The following is a 23,689-nucleotide window of genomic DNA, read 5'->3' as shown; positions in this document are numbered from 1 at the left end:
GTCCATCCATGTGACGTGAATAGTTCTCAACCCCGTTGGTATAGCCCATCTCACGCAGCATTTCGATATCGTACTCTGTCCGCTGCTTCAAACGCTGAGCTTCAAGTAATTTACCTTCCTTCTCAAAGACAGCTAGTTGCTCTTCTAATTCTGCTTGAATCTTTGCAATGGCAACTTCCATGTGGTCGTCATTGGTCACAAAGTGAGTCGCAGGGAAAATCGCCAAATGATCCACTTCTCCCAACACCTGACCTGTCAGAGCCTCAACCTCACGGATACGGTCAATTTCGTCTCCAAAAAATTCTACTCGAAAGGCATGCTCATCACGGGAAGCTGGGAAAATCTCCACCACATCCCCACGAACACGAAATCTTCCCCGTTGGAAATCAATATCATTGCGTTCAAACTGGATATCTACCAAGTCATTCAAGAGTTTATCACGAGAAATTTCAAGACCTGGACGGAGACTAACGACGCTATCAGCGTATTCCTTAGGAGAACCCAAACCATAGATACAAGAGACAGAAGCCACGACGATAACATCATTACGCTCCAAAAGAGCTGAAGTCGCTGAGTGGCGGAGTTTGTCAATCTCATCATTGACAGAGCTGTCCTTTTCAATATAGGTATCACTAGAAGGGACATATGCTTCTGGCTGGTAATAGTCATAGTAAGATACAAAGTACTCAACAGCATTTTCAGGGAAAAATTCCTTAAACTCCCCATAAAGTTGTCCTGCCAGAGTCTTATTGTGGGCAATAACTAGAGTGGGTTTATTGACTTTGGAAATGACCTGACTCATAGTATAGGTCTTCCCTGTTCCAGTCGCCCCCATGAGAATCTGAGCTTTTTCGCCCCCCTCGATATTATCTACCAACTGCTCGATAGCTTGAGGTTGGTCTCCTGATGGTTGATATTTTGATACTAGTTTAAATTGATTATCTGTAATGCGGTTAATCATAAGAATCCTCTCTCGATGTGCTATTCCTATTTTAGCACACTTATATCATTTTCACGAAGAAAAGGACGGAACGAAGTCACATCCTTTCATTTTCTTTCTTTAATTGATGAGCAAGATAGAAAATCAAAAGTAACAAGACTAAACTTGTCATGATAGAACCTTCAATCCCAAAAGAACCACCTGATAGCCAGCCTTGATTGCCTTGTGGTAAAAAGGTCATCAGAGACGTTCCTGATGGTTGACCACTAACTAAAATCCCAAAGAGATTTCCCTGAGCAAAATTCCAGGCGCCATGAATACCTGCTACACCCCAAACTGTATCTGTTTTGAGGAGGTAAAGTGACATGGCAACTCCGAATAAGAAGAGATTCACTAGAGATAGAGGTGTTAGACCAGAATTTCCCACATGAAGCAGGGTAAAAAGTAGGCTAGATATAAGAATAGCCAGTTTTAAATTGGTTCTTGAAGCCAACTGAGGAAGGAGCCAAGCACGGGACACCACTTCTTCTGTTGTCCCCTGTAAAATCCAAAAAGGGATAGTAAAGACAACAAAGGCAATCGAATAAGGATTTAAGTGAATAGACTCAAAACGATATTGCCCTAATGCTACTAAACCTAACAAGGTCAGAAGAAAAAGTGCCAAACCTAAGCCAAATCCTTTCAGAAGACTGCTGAGGAAATTTTCTCTATAAAATCCTAAAGTTCGAATAGGTCTTTTCTCAACTTTTTTAGTCCATCTGAACACAGTGTTGAGAATAAAACCAAAGGCCAGCAATTCTAAAATTAAATGAAAGTCACCTGTTTTATCCATCAAGCTCTGATGCAAGGTCTGCAAGTAGGTTGCAAGATTTTGACCAGCCTCTCCAAAATTTCTAGCAAGTCCGATGAGAGCTAAGAAACTAATACCATATAAAGTATAAGCCACAAACTCTCCTATGAAGACAAAAGCAAAGGCTAACAAGGGGCTTGTGTAAATGTTTAAACTCATTTTTGAAGCTTGGAAGTCTTTAAATATTCTTTTGTTCTTCATATCCCTGTCCTCTTTTCTTCTATTATATACTATTATTATAGCACTTTATAGTAGCAATTCAAGAAAGAAAAGAAATAACCTATGTTACATTTTCTGACACAAAAATATAAAAAATTTGCCTTTTTTTACTTTTTCTGATATAATGGGAAAATATTCGGAAAAGGAGACTAAAAATGAAGAAAAAATTTCTAGCATTTTTGCTAATTTTATTCCCAATTTTCTCATTAGGTATTGTGAAGGCAGAAACGATTAAGATTGTGTCTGATACCGCCTATGCACCTTTTGAGTTTAAAGATTCAGATCAAACTTATAAAGGAATTGATGTTGACATTATCAACAAAGTCGCTGAGATTAAAGGCTGGAACATTCAGATGTCCTATCCTGGATTTGACGCAGCGGTTAATGCGGTTCAAGCTGGTCAAGCTGACGCTATCATGGCAGGGATGACAAAGACGAAAGAACGTGAAAAAGTTTTCACCATGTCTGATACTTACTATGATACAAAAGTTGTCATTGCAACTACAAAGGCACACAAGATTAGCAAGTACGATCAATTAAAAGGTAAAACCGTTGGTGTTAAAAACGGAACTGCTGCTCAACGTTTTCTTGAAACAATCAAAGATAAATACGGCTTTACTATTAAAACATTTGACACTAGTGATTTGATGAACAACAGCTTGAGTGCTGGTGCCATCGATGCCATGATGGATGACAAACCAGTTATCGAATATGCCATTAACCAAGGTCAAGACCTCCATATTGAAATGGATGGGGAAGCTGTAGGAAGTTTTGCTTTCGGTGTTAAAAAAGGAAGTAAATACGAGCACCTGGTTACTGAATTTAATCAAGCCTTGGCTGAAATGAAAAAAGATGGTAGTCTTGATAAAATCATCAAGAAATGGACCGCTTCATCATCTTCAGCAGTGCCAACTACAACTACTCTAGCAGGATTAAAAGCCATTCCTGTTAAAGCTAAATACATCATTGCCAGCGATTCTTCTTTTGCACCTTTTGTTTTCCAAAATTCAAGCAACCAATACACTGGTATTGATATGGAATTGATTAAGGCGATCGCTAAAGACCAAGGTTTTGAAATTGAAATCACCAACCCTGGTTTCGATGCTGCTATCAGTGCGGTTCAAGCTGGTCAAGCTGATGGTATCATTGCTGGTATGTCTGTCACAGATGCTCGTAAAGCAACTTTTGACTTCTCAGAATCATACTACACTGCTAATACTATCCTTGGTGTCAAGGAATCAAGTACCATTGCTTCTTATGAAGATTTGAAAGGAAAGACAGTTGGTGTTAAAAACGGAACTGCTTCTCAAACCTTCCTAACAGAAAATCAAAGCAAATACGGCTACAAAATCAAAACCTTCGCTGATGGTTCGTCAATGTATGACAGTTTAAACACTGGTGCCATTGATGCCGTTATGGATGATGAGCCTGTTCTCAAATATTCTATCAGCCAAGGACAAAAATTGAAAACACCAATCGCTGGAACTCCAATCGGTGAAACAGCCTTTGCTGTTAAAAAAGGAGCAAATCCTGAATTGATTGAAATGTTCAACAACGGACTTGCAAACCTTAAAGCAAACGGAGAATTCCAAAAGATTCTTGATAAATACCTAGCTAGCGAATCTTCATCTGCTTCAACAAGCACTGTTGATGAGACAACTATCTGGGGCTTGCTTCAAAACAACTACAAACAGCTCCTTAGCGGGCTTGGTATCACTCTTGCTCTAGCTCTTATCTCATTTGCTATTGCTATTGTTATCGGGATTATCTTCGGTATGTTTAGCGTTAGCCCATACAAATCTCTTCGCATCATCTCTGAGATTTTCGTTGACGTTATCCGTGGTATTCCATTGATGATTCTTGCAGCCTTCATCTTCTGGGGAATTCCAAACTTCATTGAGTCTATCACAGGACAACAAAGTCCAATTAACGACTTTGTAGCTGGTACTATTGCCCTATCTCTCAATGCAGCCGCTTATATCGCTGAAATCGTTCGTGGTGGTATTCAGGCCGTTCCAGTTGGCCAAATGGAAGCCAGCCGAAGCTTGGGAATCTCTTATAGAAAAACCATGCGTAAGATTATCTTGCCACAAGCAACTAAATTGATGTTGCCAAACTTTGTTAACCAATTCGTTATCGCTCTTAAAGATACAACAATCGTATCTGCTATCGGTTTGGTTGAACTCTTCCAAACTGGTAAGATTATCATTGCCCGTAACTACCAAAGTTTCAAGATGTATGCAATCCTTGCTATCTTCTATCTTGTAATTATCACACTTTTGACTAAACTAGCGAAACGCTTAGAAAAGAGGATTCGTTAATGGCAAAATTAAAAATTGATGTAAATGATTTACACAAAAGCTACGGAAAAAATGAAGTTTTAAAAGGAATTACGACCAAGTTCTATGAAGGAGATGTTGTTTGTATCATCGGTCCTTCGGGTTCTGGTAAGTCAACTTTCCTCCGTAGCCTAAATCTTTTGGAAGAAGTTACTAGCGGTCACATCACTGTGAACGGTTATGACTTAACTGAAAAAACAACCAACGTTGACCACGTCCGTGAAAATATCGGAATGGTGTTCCAACACTTCAATCTCTTCCCACACATGTCTGTATTGGACAACATCACCTTTGCTCCTATTGAGCACAAGTTGATGACTAAGGAAGAAGCTGAAAAATTGGGAATGGAGTTGCTTGAAAAGGTTGGACTAGCAGATAAGGCTAAGGCCTGTCCAGATAGCCTGTCAGGTGGTCAAAAACAACGTGTAGCCATCGCTCGTGGACTTGCAATGAATCCAGACATCATGCTCTTTGATGAACCAACTTCTGCCCTTGATCCTGAAATGGTTGGAGACGTACTAAACGTTATGAAAGACTTGGCTAAACAAGGCATGACCATGATTATCGTCACCCATGAGATGGGATTTGCCCGTCAGGTTGCCAACCGCGTTATCTTTACCGCAGATGGCGAGTTCCTTGAAGACGGAACACCTGATCAAATCTTTGATAACCCTCAACACCCACGTCTGAAAGATTTCTTGGACAAGGTCTTAAACGTCTAAACTCAAACTGTAAGGATTTCCTTGCAGTTTTTTCTATCTCGTATTGGATTTTTTGATTTTTCGGAAAATTATGTTAGAATTAAGTTTATGAAATGAGATTTCCTCATACCTAGCAAGACTAGGAATAAAAATAGAAATTAGGTAGCTAGATGTCATCTAAGGTTATTGTTACAATTTTCGGTGCGAGTGGAGACCTGGCTAAACGCAAGCTCTACCCTTCCCTTTTTAGACTATATAAATCCGGCAATCTTTCCGAGCACTTTGCAGTTATTGGAACTGCTCGTCGTCCTTGGAGCAAGGAATATTTTGAATCTGTTGTAGTCGAATCGATCCTTGATTTGGCAGATAGTACCGAACAGGCTCAAGAGTTCGCTAGTCACTTCTACTATCAAAGTCATGATGTCAATGATACAGAACACTACATTGCTCTACGTCAATTGCAGGCTGAACTAAATGACAAGTACCAAGCTGAACACAACAAGCTCTTCTTCTTGTCTATGGCACCTCAGTTCTTTGGAACCATTGCCAAACACCTCAAGTCTGAAAACATTGTGGATGGTAAAGGTTTTGAACGCTTAATCGTTGAAAAACCATTTGGTACAGATTACGCAAGCGCAAGCAAGTTGAATGACGAGCTCCTAGCAACATTTGACGAAGAACAAATTTTCCGTATCGACCATTATCTTGGTAAGGAAATGATTCAAAGCATCTTTGCAGTTCGCTTTGCAAACTTGATTTTTGAAAATGTGTGGAACAAGGACTTTATCGATAATGTTCAAATTACCTTTGCGGAGCGCTTGGGTGTAGAAGAACGTGGTGGCTACTATGACCAATCTGGTGCCCTCCGTGACATGGTACAGAACCACACTCTACAACTGCTTTCTCTCCTTGCTATGGACAAGCCAGCAAGCTTCACAAAGGACGAGATTCGCGCTGAGAAGATTAAGGTCTTTAAAAACCTCTATCATCCAACTGATGAAGAGCTTAAAGAACACTTTATCCGTGGTCAATACCGCTCTGGTAAGATTGATGGCATGAAATATATCTCTTATCGTAGCGAGCCAAATGTAAATCCAGAATCTACAACTGAAACCTTTGCATCTGGTGCCTTCTTTGTAAACAGCGATCGCTTCCGTGGTGTTCCTTTCTTCTTCCGTACTGGTAAACGTCTGACTGAAAAAGGAACTCATGTCAACATCGTCTTTAAACAAATGGATTCTATCTTTGGAGAACCACTTGCTCCAAACATTTTGACCATCTATATCCAACCAACAGAAGGCTTCTCTCTTAGCCTAAATGGGAAGCAGGTAGGAGAAGAATTTAACTTGGCTCCTAACTCACTTGATTACCGTACAGATGCGACCGCAACTGGTGCTTCTCCAGAACCATACGAGAAATTGATTTATGATGTCCTAAATAACAACTCAACTAACTTTAGCCACTGGGATGAAGTTGGTGCGTCATGGAAATTGATTGACCGTATCGAAGAACTTTGGGCTGAAAATGGTGCCCCACTTCATGACTATAAAGCTGGAAGCATGGGACCTCAAGCAAGCTTTGACTTACTTGAAAAATTCGGTGCCAAATGGACTTGGCAACCAGATATCGCCTATCGTCAAGATGGTCGTTTAGAAGCATGACCACCCGTCAAACGGGTGGTTTGTCCCAGGGCTATAAGCCCAAATTACCAGCCAGCGCCTAAAGACGCTGGCTTTCACTTTGTTCAAGCCTTATTGCTCTTGACTCGTCACTTGCCTCTCAAAGAGGCTTTAGTATTACTTACCACTATCCCTAAAGGGATCCTCATATTCTTTTACACTTAATTTATCTAGTGCTATATCATGCTTTACTCGTTTTCAAATTTTCATACTCGTGAAGAAATCATCCACTGGATCATTTCTTTAATCTTGAATATATTTCTTAATTGTAGCTTCATTAAGACCTACTGTACTTACATAATAACCTTCCACCCAGAAATGCCTATTCCCAAACTTGTACTTGAGATTAGCGTGTTTGTCAAACATCATGAGTGCACTTTTTCCTTTTAAATAACCCATGAAACTCGAAACACTTATCCTTGGTGGAATACTTACTAACATATGTACATGGTCTGGCATTAAGTGACCCTCGATAATTTCAACTCCTTTATAACTACACAAGCGATGAAATATTTCGCCTAAACTACTTCGATATTGATTATAGATGACTTTTCGTCTATACTTAGGGGTGAACACAATGTGATAGAACACATCCACTCTGTGTGTGATAAACTATGTGCCTTTTGTGCCATATTTTTCTCCTTTCGCTTTACAATTGGCTTGAACACCTTTATTGTATCGCGTTTGGAGTTTTTTGGGTATAACCTTCGACGCGCACCCGCATAGCGGGTGGTTTTTTTGTCTCGCACCTAACGGAGCGAGACGGACTAATAGTCACATAAATAAAAACGGGAGAACTGACGCATCAGTCCCTCCTAGACATAAACAAGTGTGCCCGTTTACTGAAGATATTAGATCATCATGCTACGCAACAAATTGTTGCCTGAAAATTCTTGAAATTTATTTTGATGCGAGTATAATAAGAATTAAATTAACATAAGGGAGGCATACGCCTATGATTGGTGACTTTCTAAAGCAACGTAGATTAGCAATGGGGTTTACTCAAGAATTTGTAGCAAATCAATTAAAACTAAGCCGACAGGCTATTTCAAATTGGGAAAATGACTCTCGTGATATCAATGTTAGAGACTTAATAGCTTATGCAAAGCTACTAGAAATATCCTTCGAAGATTTAGAAGTTAGTTTAAATCAACCAAGTGCTTTAACTAAAGAAAGCATATCTAAAATATCAGATGGCGTTGTACCCAAGCATTTTAATTTAAAATTACAAAGACAAGAGCAGACTGAAGCTACCAGCACTCAAAAGCTTCACGTCAAAATCGAAGGAGATAAAGTTATCGGCGTTCATATTCTATTATCTTGCTTATTTTTGAATAAAAACAAGTTAATAATTAGAAACTGCCCTACTGCCTTTGATTTTCTAAATATACTCTATGAATTTGGAAAGAATGAGTGGTCTGATTCTTTCACCTATGAAGATACTATCGAGGTTAGCTCTAAAAGGATGCCTACAGATATTACATCTCTCAATAAAATTAGTAGAGCTAGCATTGGTACTATAACAGCTTTGACTTATCGATATCACCATCTTTTATTTGCATTTCCTGGAGGAGACGATTTTTGTTTCAGACCTATTGACTTACACCTTGATATTCTCTCCACCGTAGCGAGCTATACCTATCAAGAAGAGAATAAAATCTTTTATTCTGAGAAGAATGACTTGCTAAATAAAAACATATCCTTAAATTGTTACGCAGATGGTAGCAAGAGTGTGGGAGCTTTTTTCAACGCTATTAGCTTGGCTTACTTTTATCCAAACGAAATTCGAATCAACGGTCTATCACCAGACCCTACTGTGTCCTATCTCATTACATTACTAGAGTCTTCAACTAATCGTACAGTGCAATATCTAACATCTGATAAAATTGTCATTTCCAAAGTGGATTCTATTGAAATTAAAGATGCAGAAATCACATTACCTCCCGATATGTCTATGCTTGTATCCTATGTCTTGCTATTCTGGGATGAGTTAGAAAATACCATTTTTGACAATGTATTTATCAGAGATATTCCTCAAAGTTACATTGACCTTTTTACAAAATTAGGACTAAATATCATTGAAGACAAACACACAATTCAGTTCAAAAAAGCATCTCAAATAGAGTCCGAGTACTTTGAATTTTTACGTTTAGGTGCTGCACCATTTATTACAAGTGATTTAGGTCCTATTCTATCAGAATTTTTAGCCTTTCACAATATATCATCCATCCTATTTGATGAAGTATTTGTTCAAAGAATCAATCATATTGCAGAATTACACAAATTGGGAATTAGAATAAAAGTTTTGAGTAACGGTGCATTAAAAACACAAGACAAACTATCAGATATTGACACAAATTTAAAAATGTATCATTTAAATGATACATGTGCAGGTATGGCTATCTTGATGGGAATCATTCAAGTTCATCTTGATAAAGCGATGCTATCAAATTTTGACACTGTTCTTCACGGATTCGGAAACATACAAAAGGTATTAAGTTCATTAGGATATAAAGGAGAGATTTATGGATAACCTACACTTTTACTCATCAAAGAAATCTACGAAATTTCTGACATATCTTCCCAAGACAACTTGTTTCTTAGGTGCATGCACTGCTCAAAATCTAGCCCTTGGAATTGACTATTTTTCCAACAGTCAAATTAAAACTTTTTCTCCTTATGATACCGTTTTTAATGCACCATCCTTACTAAAGGATTTAGAAATCATTGCATTTGAATTGAATCATCATATCTCGATAGATACAAAACAAAAAGTATTCTATGATGAAATTCGTTTTTGGAATAAGTCGGAAAGTTACGAAGTTGTTCTACATCAAAATTTAAATATTGACAATTATGTCAAAACAGCAATAACTGAATCAGATTTACTAATCGTTTCTCTCGGATCCGTTGAAATGTGGTCTAAGTCTAAACACGTAATGAACAGACTTCCAAAAAATCAGTTTTTCAACCCAGAGATTAAAAATGTTTATCTATCCTCCGACGATATTCTTAACTTTTCTAAGGAAATTATGCGAATCGTGTACCTTATCAATCCTGACATTAAGATTCAATTTTCAATCCCCTATGTACTTCTTAAAGTTTCTGAAAAATTTCAAAATCTTCATCTAGCTACAACTGAAAATTATCGGATTATCAAAGATGCTATTATGGAATTAGGGGACGACTATTACTTTCCTGAATATGAACTATTCAAATACTATGTCGAAAAAAATAATCATCCTTTCCAAGAAGATGGAAGACATCCCTCTGTCAAGCTAATTGCAGATATATCTAAACACATTGTAAAAGAAATTAACAAGGATTATCTATTAGATACACCCAACAAACCATTTGCAATCAACAAAGTCGATAGCCGAGGTAAAATAAATGGTAAAGAATACTTATAGTGACGATTTACAACGTATCTTTAAAGCTCAGACTCTCCCATCATCGCCTTTGATAAGAGAAGAAAAGAACTTATTTACTTTTTCACCCATTCAAGATGAGCTAGAGTATTTTAAAGAAAAGAAATATGGTTTATATGTAAAAGAACAAGTTTGTTTCCGAAATGTCTACCCTGCTAACTTAGTAAACCCTATCTCTACCCCATGCCAAACGTTAATTAGTTTATTTTCATTCTATGAAGAGAAATATGGACAAATTATTGAAACTTTTATTACTAAGTTTTTAAATAAATGGATTCCTTTTGATGATATTTACATTATCTGTCCCAAAATTACTGATGCTCTTGAGCAACTGTACAAAGTTACCAACCATATTATCGAAATTGATAAAGAACGTCTACGATGTGATGTTCCCTTGTCTGGAAATCACTACTACATTAAAATTTGCGTCCAATACCATAACGGTCTAGTGACTCTGGCAAATTTTGTGCTGATAAATTATCAAGGAGGACTTCAATCACAAATAGACAGTGTTCTTTTCCCTTTAAGATTAGATATGATTCGTGAACAAGCGAAATCTATTTACGAGTCGCAAAATTTTCTAGCCACCTACAATAAGTTATATAAATTTTCTAGTAGTCATGAACTGACGCATTTTTTCATCAGTCAACTAGAAGCTTTAACCATTTTATTCCCGGAAATTGGAACATTTGGCAATCATAGACACAGCTATGCCCTAAAAAAACTAGCTAGAGAAATCTTTTTGGAATGTGATATTCATAATATCTCACTAGAGGACGTCTTAAATGAGTTTTCAACGATTAAAATCGAATTGCTAAAACAGTACAAGGAATATTCTCGGAATATCAATAAAGCATTAAAGAAAGTCAAAAAGAGTAGGGATACAATGGGGGCAGATTATGCCTATCAGACATTAGGTATTCCTTATAAACTCTACAAAAATCAGATTGATCCCACTTACAAACTACCTGAGTTGCCGAGCAACTTTGCTTATTATAGAGATTCGCATAAAAACCTCTATCAAAATCCAATAGAAAGTTATAAATAATCATGGCAAAATTACTTATCTTACACCCCTATCGTGAAACTTACACCGATATTTACTCTTGTCTTTCCAAAAATCATCACTATACACTCCTGATTGATGATAGCAAAGTAGAATCATTTGAAACGAATAAACCAACCAATGTCACTCTAGTTACTACCCAACATTATCCTGAAAAGAGAAAAGAAACCTCACAAGGAATACTACAACAATCTCATTTCGATGCGATTGTTGCTTTAGATGAGTTTGATATGGTATTGGCTGCAGAATTACGAGAACAATTTCATATTAAGGGTCAATCAGTCAGTCAAGCTAAAACTTTCCGTGATAAAGACAAAATGACACAGAAAGTCAGTGAACTAGGTTTTAAAATCCCCCATTCTTGGAAAATATCATCTTATGCGGAATTGAAAAACTTTTTCAAACAACATGGAGATATTATTCTAAAACCTTTGGATGGAGCTGGTTCTGTTGACACTTTCCACTTAAAAAGTGATAACGACTTAAGTCCTTTTGATTCCGATAACTTTTGGGGAGATAAGACTGTATTGGTTCAAGAATATATTTATTCAGATGTTTATCACATAGATGGATTTGTATCGCATGGAAATATCATTTATTGTGAACCGTCCCAATATATCTTCAATCCCTTGCTAATTAAAGAAGGAATTTCAGCTGCGGGAGTTTCCTTGGATCACACTTCAAAACATTTCAAAAAACTTGTTGATTACGCCTCTGAACTGTCTAAAAAACTCTACCCAGACGGAACATTTCTTTTTCACTTAGAGGTGTTTTACGATGGACACGAAATCATTTTTTTGGAAATTGCTTCACGCATTGGTGGTGCACGGATTCGTCAAAATCTACAATATAAACTGACCTACAATTCACTTGAGCTTCTCTTGACAGCCATCTGTAATGACACCTTACCCATACTTCCAACCGTATTTCCAGTTACTGGCTGGCTCCTAACTGCCAAAAAGGAAGGAGTCATCCAACAACTCCCAGAACTAACGGAAACGATAAAAGAACAGTATTCTATCTTTGACTATATTACTTACACGCAAATTGGTAAACAGTTGCATTCTGCTTTTCACAGTGCAGATGCTGTTGTCGGTTTTTCTTGTCATGGTTCAACATTCCGAGAAACAAAAAACAATCTCTTAGGAGCTGAGACTTGGGTGTTAGAAAACACGAGGTATAAGAAATGAAATATTTTATTTATCGCTTTTCTCCTGCAAGTATTGGTATTAAAGCAAAAGAAAATTTAGGTATTATCTGTCCTAGCAGACAAGAAAAAAATTATCTTTCAGTTGGATTTTTAAAGAACCAAATTTTTTGTATAGATGATTTTAGCCAAATTAATCTACTCTTTTTTTTCAAAGATATACAGAACATAGAGGATATTTTCACACTAGATGAAGGACTCATGCATATTGTCGGTATCTTAAAATCGCTTTTTACCTCCGATAAAGAGGCTTGGAAAATCGCTTATACTTATAAAGACAAGAAAATCATGCGCACTCAGCTGAGTGAACAAATCAGTCAGCCTCAACTATTGAACCCAAATGATAGTCTTCCTAATACCTTTCTGATTAAACCTAGATGTGAAGCTTCTGGCAAAGATATTCATATTATCTCTCAAATACCAGAGTATTATACAGCTGAGAATTTTCTTTTAGAAAGTCAGGAACAATTTGATACCATGTTTACTTGTGATGGTATAGCTATTAATGGAAAAATCCAATACTTTTTTACACATGAATATATAGGAAACATCCTAGATATTAAAACAACCTTCATCAATATCGTCCGTACAAACTCTCACTATAATAATCCCCTCTTCATTCAACGATTAAAAACTGAGACCCAAAAAGTATTGGACAGTTTAGGAACTGAGAAAATACATCCTTTCCATGCAGAGTTCTTTTATAACTCCACTACAGATGAGGTAAGCTTTTGTGAAATTGGAAAGCGGTTTGGTGGAGGAAATATTCCTTTGCTTATCAAATGTGCCTTTCAAATTGATATCCTAGATACTTACTGGAACCTTATAAATAGTGTTTCTATACCAGCAGAGATTCCAACATCGCCCAGTAAAATTGCACTGACTTTAGCTATTTTTCAGAATGGCCATCATCAAGCTCCTCCAAAGCTCCCTATCCCTATCGAATTTTTTAGAGAATATCCTGAAAAGATAAACTGTCCTGCTCATTCACTAGATGATTTACGCTATCTCATCACTACTAGTGTAAAGAATGAGAAGGAATTTACACTCATAAACGAGCTACTTGAGGAATATAAGTATGAACAAAGAGAATAAAAATATCCTACTACTGATTATCAGGGGACAAACAACAAACTTGGGTAATATTATTTTTGATTATGCCAATAAACTATTAATCGCAAATCTTACCGTTCAATCCTCATTCTTTATGATGCTTTATCAGTCTAGCGAATCCATTGTTCGCTTACTATTTAATCTATTTGCAGGATATGTTGCTGATTTTAGCGATAGAAAACGTATGCTCATTCTAACAGATGTGATTGCTGCAATTGCAACTTTCTTACTATTTTTATTTTATAATCCGCAAAATATCTGGATATTGGTTGTTGTCAATATATTACTGGCTATTTTATTTAGTTTTAACGGCCCAGCTTATAAGGCTATTATAAAAGACCTTCTTTCCAGTGATGGAATCTTTACCTATAACTCTATTTCTAAAATAGTGGCTGAGATTGTTGGAGTTGGAGCACCGCTAGCTTCCGTCTTTGTTATCCATCAATTTGGATTTAGATATGGTATGCTGATTAATTCTTTCTCTTTTATTATTTCAGCTTTGTGTGAATATCGTTTTCACATTTTACATCACCATAATACTATCCAATCAAAATTTTTTACTGGATTAAGAGAAGGTTTTACCTACCTCTATGAAGACAAAACACTCCTAACCATTTTAATTTCTTCCGCCTTTCTAAATTTCTTAGATGCGATCTATTCCTTCTATCTTCCATTCACATCAACGTTTTCTCAATTTCATCAAATTTTTGCTTATATTCTCGTTTCTCAATCTATCGGAAGTATCTTAGGAGCTCTTATCATCAGTCTAAACAAGAAAAAAATTGAACCGAGATACTTTCTTCATTTCTTATTGCCAGGTGCAGTCTCCTTAATACTTATTAATCTTTTTCAATCCTCGCAAATTATCTTATTGATTCTATTTGCTCTGTTCTCTACAACTGTTTCAATGTTCAATGTGAATTTAATGTCACATCTCCAAGTTTCTATAGATTCCAATTTCTTAGGACGCATTTTTAGCATCATATTCACTATCAGTGGTATCTTTGCTCCTTTCGGAACTATGTTTGCATCATGGATTGATTTTAAAAATTGGCAAATATTTCAATATATAGGTATTGTTCAACTGCTGATTTATATAATCAGTTTACTAGCACTTAATAAGAGTTCCAAAAAAAGTTAAATCATTCAGCTACACAGCACAAAATTAGGAAGATTATTCAATTCAAAATTGAAAATCTTTTTGAAATAAGCTATAATAAATTTAAGTAGTGATAGGAGATAGGATAGTGCCTACAATCAGTTTAACGCGTGATATAAATCTAACAAACGAAGATGCTTTAAAGATTTTCAACCATCAATCATCTGAAAAATTACAAGAAATATTGAAATCTATTGAATCACAAGATGCCTCCACTCTAACGGAAAATAAATTCATTTCAAAATATTTATAACTCATCGCTCTTACAATAAAAAATATCCTGCAAGTTTGTGCCTTGCAGGATTTTCTTTATCATCAAATTAAGCCTTCCAAGAGACCCTTCATAAAGTTTTCTGAGTTAAACTCTCCAATATCATCGATTTTTTCACCAAAACCAATCAATTTTACAGGAATATTGAGTTCTTCACGGATGGCTAGAACAACACCACCTCGAGCAGTTCCATCAATCTTAGTCAAGACAATTCCTGTCAAAGGGGTAATTTTTGAAAATTCTTTGGCCTGTACAAGAGCGTTTTGACCTGTTGAAGCATCTAATGCTAGGAAGGTTTCATGGGGGGCTTCTGGCACAACACGTTTGATGATACGACCAATCTTTTCCAACTCAGCCATAAGGTTATCCTTATTTTGCAGACGACCAGCGGTATCAATCATGAGAATATCGATACCTTCAGACACGGCATGTTCCATGCCATCAAATACGACACTAGCTGGGTCAGCTTTCTCAGGTCCAGTCACTACTGGAACATCTACTCGTCGACCCCATTCAGCTAGCTGGGCTACCGCCCCTGCACGGAAGGTATCTGCCGCAACCAGCATGACCTTCTTGCCAGCTTGTTTGTAGCGATGGGCTAGTTTCCCGATAGAAGTTGTTTTCCCGACACCATTAACACCGACAAAGAGCATGACTGTCAAGCCATCTTGGAAGTGGATACTTTCATCATAGTTTCCATCCTTTTCATAAAGCTCAACCAATTTCTCAATGATGACACGACGAAGTGCATCAGGTTTCTTGGCGTTTTCAAGCTTGGCTTCGTAACGAAGCTCCTCTGTTAAGTTAGAAGCGACTTGGACACCAACGTCACTCATGATCAGCAGTTCTTCCAGTTCCTCGAAAAATTCTTCGTCAACAGAGCGAAAGTTAGCAAAGAAGGCATTCAAGCGAGCTCCGAAGCCCGTACGAGTTTTCTTAAGACTACGGTCATATTTCTCCTGAACAGTTTCTATGAACTCAGGATTCTCTTCCTCTGGGACTTCTTCTTGAGAAACCTCTACAACTGGCTCTGAATCCGTACTTTCTTCAACTGTGTCTTGGATTTTCTCTTCTTGGAGCTCAGCTTGTTCAACAATTTCAACCTCTGCTTCTTCTTGAGGAACTTCCTCAGCTTCTGTAAGAGAAGATTCAACATCTTCAGATAAATCAAGATTTTCCAGAGCTTCTTTTACAACTTCTTCGATTTTAGGTTCTTCTTTTTTTCCGAATAGACGGTCAAATAATCCCATATCTTAGTTCTCCTTTAGCACATATTCTTCGATAGCCCAGGCGACAGCTTCTTCATCATTGGTCATTGGAGTCACCACATTTGCAACCGCCTTGACTTCAGGAACAGCGTTTTGCATGGCAACACCGAGCCCTGCCCACTCAATCATAGAAAGGTCATTGGCCTCGTCACCACAAGCCATGACTTGGCTTTGGTCGATTCCAAGATGGCTGATTAGTTTTGCCAAGCCTGTTGCTTTATGAACATTCTTTGGTGACCACTCTAGCAACATTTCACGTGATTTAAAGATTTCATATCGGTCAAACAATTCTGGAGCAATCTTCTGAATGGCTGCATCCAAGGGTTCTTGAGCGAAGGCAGTCACACATTTATTGTAAGTCGTTTGACTAGATAGGTCTTCAAAGTCAACTGGAACAAAAGTCAAAGCTGGATTAAATTTGGCATAAAGACTTTCTTGGTCCGATTGGATTTGATAAACAGTTCCTTCTGAGATGGCATCAAGAGGCAGTGATAATTTCTCTGTTTCCTCATACAAGCGTGCCACATCATCATATGAAAAGACTGTCTTATCAAGGATTTCACCTGTATTTTTCTGAACCAAACCACCATTAAATGTAATCGTATACTCATCTTCGTGGTCGTTAGTCCCTAGCTCATGGAGAAAGAAATCCATAGCTTTTAAAGGACGACCAGTTGTCAATACGACCTTGATACCACGATCACGCGCAGCTTTCAAGGTTGCCTTGGTACGATCCGTCAGCCTTTTATCAGTAGTCAGCAAGGTCCCGTCCAAGTCCAATGCGATCAATTTTATATCTGCCATTATAAGCCCTCCATATAAGCTATAACCGACTGGTCCTTATGGTGACCAATCACTGTCTCTGCTAATTCTAAAATTTCAGGTCGTGCATTTTCAGGAGCTACAGGATGTCCTACAACCTGCATCATATGCAAGTCATTTAGATTGTCTCCAAAAGCCAGAACCTGATCCATTGTGATACCAAGTTTTTTAGCCAATTCAACAATGGCCACTCCCTTATCGACATAGTCCAGAACAATATCAATGGATTCAAAGCCAGTTGTCATAGCCTTAACACCAGGAACATGTTCATTAACCCAAGCTTCCCCAGCTTCCAGAGTTTCTTCTGTGAAGTTGGTTGTAAATTTGAAAATGTCATCTGTGATATCTTCCAGACTGGCTACTTTTTGGATATTTTCATTATAATGCTGGCTCTCTTTCAAATAGGTTGCATCAACCGTATCTAGCACATAAGAACCCTTCTTACCCGTCAAGAGCAGTTTATTGACATCTACATAAGGTGAAGTTTTTAGCTTTTCAAAAGTTGCCAGATAAAAGTCACGAGACATGGTCGCTTCATACAAATCCTGACCTTGATACTCTACCAAACTACCATTTTCCGCGATGAAAATAATGTCATCACGAACTTCAGCAAATAATTTTTCTAGAGATAGGAATCCGCGCCCCGAAGCCACCGCAAAGTAAATCCCTTTTTCCTTATAGGAGGCCAAGAGAGACTTGAGGCGGTCCATATCAAAGCGTCCATTCCCATCTAGGAAGGTTCCGTCCATATCCGTTGCTACTAGTTTAATTGTCATCCTTCAATACTTTCTAAATCTTTTAACTTAACCGAAACAATTTTTGAGACACCTGATTCTTGCATGGTCACTCCATAGATGGAATCAGCCGCCGCCATGGTTCCCTTACGGTGGGTTACGACGATAAACTGGCTGTCCTTGTCAAATCGATTGAGGTAATCCCCAAAACGTTTAACATTAGCTTCATCCAGTGCAGCTTCCACCTCATCCAAGATAACAAATGGGATGGTCTTGACACGGATAATTGAGAAGAGCAAGGCAAGAGCCGATAGGGCTTTTTCACCACCACTCATAAGGTTAAGCGACTGGATTTTCTTACCTGGAGGTTGAACAGAAATCTCAACCCCAGCTGTCAGCAAGTCTCCCTCAGTCAAAATGAGGTCCGCCTGACCTCCACCAAACATCTGCTTGAAGGTCACTTTAAAGGACTCACGAATAGCTTCAAAGGTGGATTTAAAGCGTTCCTTGACCTCATCATTCATCTCTGTAATGGTCTCAAGGAGCAGATTTTTCGCTGACAAAATATCATCTCGTTGGCTATTTAGGAAATCCAGACGATTGTGAACTTCTTCGTACTGTTCAATAGCATCCAAATTGACAGGACCCAGCGAGCGAATAGCCTTCTCTAAATCCTGCACCTCTTGCTCTGCCAGATTGAGATTTTCCAACTCATGTGCTTTTTCTAGAGCCTCAGTATAGCTAATCTGGTACTGGTCTGTTAATTGACTTTGTAAATGGCGCAAGCGCTCGCTGACCTTCTCTTTCTTAGCTTCAGCACGTGTTTGCTTGCGAATCCACTCTTCATTCTGCTGGCGGGCCTGGTCCAAATGACTGGAAATATCATCCAGCTGACCTTCAATATCATCCAATTCAAACTGCTTGCGAATCAAACCTTGTTGAAGACTTGTTTTCTGAGTTTTGGCCTCTTCCGCCTGTTGACTGAGCAATTCTGTATCAACCTTCTCAAGATTATCAACCTTTTCTTGAAGAAGGCGCTGGATTTCTTCTTGCTCAAGATCAAGATTACTTAGTTCCTTACCTAAGCGTTCAATATCAGTAACTTCGTAACGTTTTTGCCCTTGCAGTTCTGTCTTAAGCAGGCGAGCTTGCGCTAGCTCTTCCTGCAAGTTTTGATAGCGTTCTTGGATGGCGTTTTTGTTGGACTTAATCTCTTCAATCTCAGCTTCCAGATTTCGCTTGTCACTGGCTATTGTAGCAAGACGCTCTTGGCATTTTTCCTTGTCTGCTTGCCAATCTCCGTCAGAAAGACGATCTAATTCCTCTTCTTGGAGCTTCCAAAGAGTTTCTAGCTCTTCAACTTGCTGACTGGTCTGCTGATAAGCGAGGGACAAGGCTTGCTCCTGGATACGAGCCTGTTCTCCTTGAGATTTGATGGCTTCTAATGATTCGGTCAAGCTAGCTATATGGTCTTGCAAGGTCTTCAAACTCACCTCTTCTGAACTTAAGCTTGCTTCTTCTTCAGCAATTTCTTTTTGTAATTGCTCCAGTTCTGGCTTGATGAAAATGCTGTTATTCTGGCGATTAGCTCCACCTGCATAGGAACCACCTGTACGCAGTTCTGTCCCATCCAGTGTTACCATACGGACCTGGTAACGAACTTGTCGAGCAGCTGCACGCGCGTGTTCTACGGTATCAAAAATCGCTGTCGTAGCTAGCAAGTTCTTGAAAATAGCTTCCAGTCTAGTATCGAATGTCACCAACTCATCTGCCATGCCCAGAAATCCTGGACTTGCAACGATAGCATCTTGATTCTGGCTAGAAATCGTACGAGCCTTAATCGTTGTCAAAGGAAGGAAGGTTGCACGACCAGATCTGTTCCGTTTGAGGAAATCAATTGCCTTTGTTGCCGACTCTTCATCTTCTACGATGATATGCTGGCTACTTGCCCCTAAGGCAATCTCCAGGGCAGTTTGATAATGCACATCAAAAGTCAGGTGCTCACTGACTGCCCCAATAATCCCACCAAGGCGATCTTTTTCTTGGAGAACACTCTTGACACCCGCATAAAAGTTACTATGATTTCTCAGGATATTTTCCAAACTCTGAGCTCTGGCCTGCTTATTTTTGAGACTATCCAGACGGTCAAAGAGTTGACTTTGTTGAGCTTGATAGGAAGTTTTCTGCTCCTCTTGTTCCTTGGCAATAGCTTGGTAGTCAGCCAATAATTTCTGAACTTGCTCCTTGGCAGTTTCAAAATCATTCCTTTGCTGACTTGCCTTTTCTTTAGCTGTAGCCAGCTGTTCTTTCAGCTTTTCTAGTTGATCTGCTTGTTTTTGAGAAAGCTGACGACTATTTTCCAACTCGTTTTCGATGCGGGTCAGTTGGTTTGAAACATCGGCTTCTTCCTGTAAAAGCGCCACAAAGCGTTCACGTAATAGCTCAATCATCTGATCAGGATCATCTGAAAAAGCCAGCAATTCAGCTTCTAAACGATTGAGTTTTTGATTATTTTGGACTAGATTTTCCTCTAAGAGAGCTAAAGAGCTTTCCTTATCAGATTTTTCTTTGCTAAGAGCATTTCTCTTATCCTCCAAAGTAGCCAAACGGGCTTGTGCTTCCTGTTGATTCAGGGCTACTTGCTCAGATTCCAGTTTCGATAGGGCTAATTTTCTCTCTAAATCACTAATCAGACTGGTCAAATCCATCAAACTGCCTTGGTCTTTGGCCATTTCAGCCTGTAAATCTTGGCGTTGCTTTTTAAGAGTTTGGTTTTCTTCTTCTAATTTTTCACGCTTTTGGTAGTAACTCGTCAAGAGTTCCTGAACCTGTGCCAACTCTTCTTCTGTTGACTCTAGTTCAGCCTTATTTTCCTTGATTTGAGCAACCAGCACGTCTAAATAAATAGCCTTGCGTTGACCTTCCAAATCTAGAAACTTACGGGCATTTTCAGCTTGCTTCTCAAGAGGCTTGATTTGATTATCCAACTCGTAAATAATATCCTCTAAGCGGTCTAGATTATCCTGAGTTTGTTGTAGTTTACTCTCTGTCTCTTTTCTGCGAGTCTTGTATTTCAAAACACCTGCAGCTTCTTCGAAAATGGCACGACGTTCCTCAGGCTTGGAGTTGAAAATCTCCTCAACCTTCCCTTGGGAAATGATGGAAAAGGAATCTCGGCCTAAACCTGTATCCAAGAAGAGGTCATGAATATCACGAAGACGGACTTTCTTGCCGTCAATCTTGTATTCGCTATCTCCACTACGATAGATATGGCGTTCCACCCTGATTTCTTGACCAGCATCCTTGATAAATCCGTCATGATTATCCAGAGTCACAACTACAGAAGCATAATTGAGCGGTTTGCGACTTTCAGTTCCAGCAAAGATGACATCCGGCATCTTGCCCCCACGGAGACTCTTAACACTTGACTCCCCCAAGGCCCAACGCAGACTTTCTGTAATATTGGACTTTCCAGATCCATTGGGTCCAACGACTGCCGTCACACCTTGGTCAAATACGACCTTGGTCTTATCAGCAAAAGACTTGAATCCCTGAATTTCGATTTCCTTTAAATACATGAATCCAGCCCTTTCTCAACGGCATTTTTGGCAGCTTCCTGCTCTGCTAATTTCTTAGAACGACCTTGACCTTGACCAATACTCTTACCTTCAACAAGAACTTCTACATCAAAGACCTTATCGTGGGCAGGACCCGTTTCAGAAATTACCTGATAACGAATAGCCACATCCCCATTGACCTGAAGTAACTCTTGGAGATGGGTTTTGTAGTCTGTAATCATCTCAAATTCTCCTGCTTCAACCTTAGGAATCATGACTTGATAGATAAATTCCTTGACCTTGGCCACATCCTTGTCCAAAAGGAGGGCACCAAGAAAGGCTTCAAAGGCATCACCAAGAATGGTGTCACGATTGCGACCACCAGATTTTTCTTCCCCTTTACCCAACTTGATAAACTGATCAAACTGGCAATCACGCGCAAAACCAGCCAAACTCTCCTCGCGGACAATCATGGCACGGAGTTTAGACAAGTCACCCTCAGGCTTTTTAGGATATTTTTTATACAGATATTCTGAAATCAATAACTGTAGAACAGCGTCTCCTAAAAATTCCAAGCGTTCATTGTGTGAAATTTTTAAGAGGCGGTGCTCATTGGCATAACTCGTATGAGTAAAGGCAGTCTCCAGTAAATTTTTGTCTGCAAATTCGATTGCAAAATGGTTCTTTAGTACAGTTTGTAATTCTTTCATACCAACCTCTTTCTAACTGATAACAGTCCTTTTTATTATATCAAAAAAAGCCCCCTGAGTCACTTTAAAACGGGACTGGAGGAGATTTGGGCATTCTATAAAATATGATTTTCAGTTTTATACTCAATGAAAATCAAAGAGCAAACTAGGAGGCTAGCCGCAGGTTGCTCAAAACAGTGTTTTGAGGTTGTGGATAGAACTGACGAAGTCAGTAACCATACCTACGGTAAGGCGACGCTGACGTGGTTTGAAGAGATTTTCGAAGAGTATTAGGGGCAAATTTGAGGCAGGATAAATAAAAAGCCCTATTAAAGGCTTTTTAGGATGTTTACATCCACCCTGAGGGAATCGAACCCCCATCTCAAGAACCGGAATCTTACGTGATATCCATTACACTAAGGGTGGAAACTTGTTTTATTATAACAGAAATTTGCTCTAATAACAAGTTTTTTTCTAGACGAATAGCCCGTCTTAGTGGGAAGCATCCCCATTCCAGATGGAGTTTTTCACGATCACATAATCAACGTGTTTAAGGTCAGCAACCTGACGTCCACCTGCATAAGAAATAGCACTTTGAAGGTCTTGTTCCATCTCAGTTAAAGTGTCTTGCAGATGACCTTTAGCAGGAAGTAAGATACGTTTGCCTTCCACATTTTTGTAAGCACCTTTTTGATATTGTGAGGCTGAACCATAATATTCTTTGAACTGTTCACCATCAACTTCAATCGTTTTCCCTGGACTTTCGATGTGTCCTGCAAAGAGAGAACCAATCATAACCATGCTGGCACCGAAACGGATAGACTTGGCAATATCGCCGTGAGTACGAATTCCTCCATCTGCAATGATTGGTTTACGTGCAGCCTTGGCACACCAACGGAGAGCAGCCAACTGCCAACCACCTGTACCAAAACCAGTCTTGACCTTGGTGATACAAACCTTACCAGGACCGATTCCAACCTTAGTAGCATCCGCACCAGCATTTTCCAATTCACGCACAGCTTCTGGTGTTCCCACATTTCCAGCAATAACAAAAGTATCTGGCAATTCTTTCTTGATGTGTTGAATCATAGAAATCACGCTATCTGCATGACCATGAGCGATGTCAATCGTGATGTATTCTGGAGCATCAGCCTTGAGCTGGCTAACGAAATCATACTCATAGTCCTTAACACCGACAGAGATAGAAGCAATGAGCCCTTGCTCATGCATGCGCTTAATAAAAGGAATACGTCCTGCCTCATCAAAACGGTGCATAATGTAGAAGTAACCCCCTTTAGCTAGTTGCTCTGCTACATTTTCATCCAAAATCGTCTGCATATTAGCTGGTACAACAGGTAGTTTAAAGGTGTGATTTCCTAAAGTGACACTTGTATCTGCTTCTGCACGGCTTTTAATGACACATTTATTTGGGATCAATTGAATATCTTCGTAATCAAAAATTGGAAATTCATTTAACATATCGATGTCTCGTTTCTTTTGTAATGACCTACCTATGCTCTCGCATCACTACGTCTTTTCCGACGTTTCCTTAATTTATTATAAACTAAAGTACAGTTTTTGTCAAATAACGTTATAAATTAAAAAATATAGTTCGGATTTTATTGTATAAATAACAAAAGAAAGAGG

Annotated in this window: 19 protein-coding genes, 1 tRNA gene and 1 pseudogene; 11 read left to right on the top strand and 10 right to left on the bottom strand. The window is 38.7% G+C overall.

Annotation, left to right across the window (positions count from 1 at the left end; translation table 11 throughout):
- The coding region (locus RWM06_RS01805; protein ID WP_313969897.1) for a DEAD/DEAH box helicase family protein at nt 1-961 on the bottom strand (961 nt) is incomplete at its 3' end.
- 76 nt (nt 962-1,037) lie between these two features.
- The gene (locus RWM06_RS01800) at nt 1,038-1,991 is read right to left on the bottom strand and encodes a CPBP family intramembrane glutamic endopeptidase (protein WP_313969896.1); all 954 of its coding nucleotides are present in this window, start codon (nt 1,989-1,991) and stop codon (nt 1,038-1,040) included.
- A gap of 173 nt (nt 1,992-2,164) precedes the next feature.
- On the opposite strand from RWM06_RS01800, the gene RWM06_RS01795 reads away from it, so the two are divergent.
- The 3 genes from RWM06_RS01795 to zwf all read left to right on the top strand — a co-directional run bounded on the left by RWM06_RS01795 (nt 2,165) and on the right by zwf (nt 6,710).
- On the top strand, nt 2,165-4,330 hold the full coding sequence (locus RWM06_RS01795) for an ABC transporter substrate-binding protein/permease (protein WP_313969895.1): 2,166 nt from the start codon (nt 2,165-2,167) through the stop codon (nt 4,328-4,330).
- Nucleotides 4,330-5,070: an amino acid ABC transporter ATP-binding protein gene (locus RWM06_RS01790; protein ID WP_166731425.1), complete on the top strand. Its 741-nt coding sequence runs from the start codon at nt 4,330-4,332 to the stop codon at nt 5,068-5,070. The genes RWM06_RS01795 and RWM06_RS01790 overlap by 1 nt, the downstream gene beginning before the upstream one ends.
- A gap of 149 nt (nt 5,071-5,219) precedes the next feature.
- Complete coding sequence (zwf, locus tag RWM06_RS01785; protein WP_313969894.1) at nt 5,220-6,710, top strand: glucose-6-phosphate dehydrogenase; 1,491 nt, start codon at nt 5,220-5,222, stop codon at nt 6,708-6,710.
- Between the two features lie 135 nt (nt 6,711-6,845).
- On the opposite strand, the pseudogene tnpA reads toward zwf, so the two are convergent.
- A pseudogene (gene tnpA, locus RWM06_RS01780) lies at nt 6,846-7,360 on the bottom strand (IS200/IS605 family transposase).
- A 323-nt stretch (nt 7,361-7,683) separates the two neighbouring features.
- Here tnpA and RWM06_RS01775 point away from each other — a divergent pair.
- The 7 genes from RWM06_RS01775 (at nt 7,684) to RWM06_RS01745 (ending at nt 14,954) form a co-directional block, all read left to right on the top strand.
- Nucleotides 7,684-9,261 (top strand): helix-turn-helix domain-containing protein, encoded by a 1,578-nt coding sequence (locus tag RWM06_RS01775; RefSeq protein ID WP_313969893.1) that lies wholly within the window; start codon nt 7,684-7,686, stop codon nt 9,259-9,261.
- Nucleotides 9,254-10,138, top strand: coding sequence for a GSCFA domain-containing protein (locus RWM06_RS01770; protein ID WP_313969892.1), 885 nt, complete (start codon nt 9,254-9,256; stop codon nt 10,136-10,138). Before RWM06_RS01775 ends, RWM06_RS01770 begins: the two co-directional genes overlap by 8 nt.
- Nucleotides 10,119-11,204: a hypothetical protein gene (locus tag RWM06_RS01765; RefSeq protein WP_313969891.1), complete on the top strand. Its 1,086-nt coding sequence runs from the start codon at nt 10,119-10,121 to the stop codon at nt 11,202-11,204. The genes RWM06_RS01770 and RWM06_RS01765 overlap by 20 nt, the downstream gene beginning before the upstream one ends.
- 2 nt (nt 11,205-11,206) lie before the next feature.
- Nucleotides 11,207-12,412: an ATP-grasp domain-containing protein gene (locus RWM06_RS01760; protein WP_313969890.1), complete on the top strand. Its 1,206-nt coding sequence runs from the start codon at nt 11,207-11,209 to the stop codon at nt 12,410-12,412.
- Nucleotides 12,409-13,524: a biotin carboxylase gene (locus RWM06_RS01755; RefSeq protein WP_102211146.1), complete on the top strand. Its 1,116-nt coding sequence runs from the start codon at nt 12,409-12,411 to the stop codon at nt 13,522-13,524. The genes RWM06_RS01760 and RWM06_RS01755 overlap by 4 nt, the downstream gene beginning before the upstream one ends.
- Nucleotides 13,508-14,683: an MFS transporter gene (locus RWM06_RS01750; RefSeq protein ID WP_313969889.1), complete on the top strand. Its 1,176-nt coding sequence runs from the start codon at nt 13,508-13,510 to the stop codon at nt 14,681-14,683. Before RWM06_RS01755 ends, RWM06_RS01750 begins: the two co-directional genes overlap by 17 nt.
- Before the next feature lie 106 nt (nt 14,684-14,789).
- Nucleotides 14,790-14,954 (top strand): hypothetical protein, encoded by a 165-nt coding sequence (locus tag RWM06_RS01745; protein WP_313969888.1) that lies wholly within the window; start codon nt 14,790-14,792, stop codon nt 14,952-14,954.
- 62 nt (nt 14,955-15,016) lie between these two features.
- Here the strand turns inward: RWM06_RS01745 and ftsY are convergent, their stop codons facing one another.
- From ftsY to rnc, 5 genes are read right to left on the bottom strand one after another with little or no spacing between them, the layout of a single operon-like run.
- Nucleotides 15,017-16,222 (bottom strand): signal recognition particle-docking protein FtsY, encoded by a 1,206-nt coding sequence (gene ftsY, locus RWM06_RS01740; protein ID WP_313969887.1) that lies wholly within the window; start codon nt 16,220-16,222, stop codon nt 15,017-15,019.
- A gap of 3 nt (nt 16,223-16,225) precedes the next feature.
- Nucleotides 16,226-17,044, bottom strand: coding sequence for a Cof-type HAD-IIB family hydrolase (locus RWM06_RS01735; protein WP_313969886.1), 819 nt, complete (start codon nt 17,042-17,044; stop codon nt 16,226-16,228).
- Nucleotides 17,044-17,838, bottom strand: coding sequence for an HAD family hydrolase (locus RWM06_RS01730; RefSeq protein WP_313969885.1), 795 nt, complete (start codon nt 17,836-17,838; stop codon nt 17,044-17,046). The genes RWM06_RS01735 and RWM06_RS01730 overlap by 1 nt, the downstream gene beginning before the upstream one ends.
- A complete protein-coding gene (gene smc, locus RWM06_RS01725; RefSeq protein ID WP_313969884.1) occupies nt 17,835-21,374 on the bottom strand; it encodes a chromosome segregation protein SMC in 3,540 nt (1,179 codons plus the stop codon). Before smc ends, RWM06_RS01730 begins: the two co-directional genes overlap by 4 nt.
- Nucleotides 21,365-22,063 (bottom strand): ribonuclease III, encoded by a 699-nt coding sequence (rnc, locus tag RWM06_RS01720; protein ID WP_000661487.1) that lies wholly within the window; start codon nt 22,061-22,063, stop codon nt 21,365-21,367. The genes smc and rnc overlap by 10 nt, the downstream gene beginning before the upstream one ends.
- 126 nt (nt 22,064-22,189) lie before the next feature.
- Between rnc and RWM06_RS01715 the strand changes: the two genes are divergently transcribed.
- A complete protein-coding gene (locus RWM06_RS01715; protein WP_226372380.1) occupies nt 22,190-22,336 on the top strand; it encodes a hypothetical protein in 147 nt (48 codons plus the stop codon).
- Nucleotides 22,337-22,396: 60 nt separating this feature from the next.
- Here RWM06_RS01715 and RWM06_RS01710 read toward each other — a convergent pair.
- Nucleotides 22,397-22,468, bottom strand: a tRNA-Arg gene (locus RWM06_RS01710).
- A gap of 66 nt (nt 22,469-22,534) precedes the next feature.
- Nucleotides 22,535-23,521 carry a GMP reductase gene (locus RWM06_RS01705; protein WP_000931175.1) on the bottom strand — a complete coding sequence of 329 codons (987 nt, stop codon included), beginning with the start codon at nt 23,519-23,521 and terminating at the stop codon, nt 22,535-22,537.
- Nucleotides 23,522-23,689: the final 168 nt, after the last annotated feature.

It is taken from the genome of uncultured Streptococcus sp. (assembly GCF_963516575.1).
In the GTDB taxonomy this organism is placed as follows: Bacteria; Bacillota; Bacilli; order Lactobacillales; family Streptococcaceae; genus Streptococcus.
This window is presented reverse-complemented; position numbering and strand designations above follow the sequence as displayed.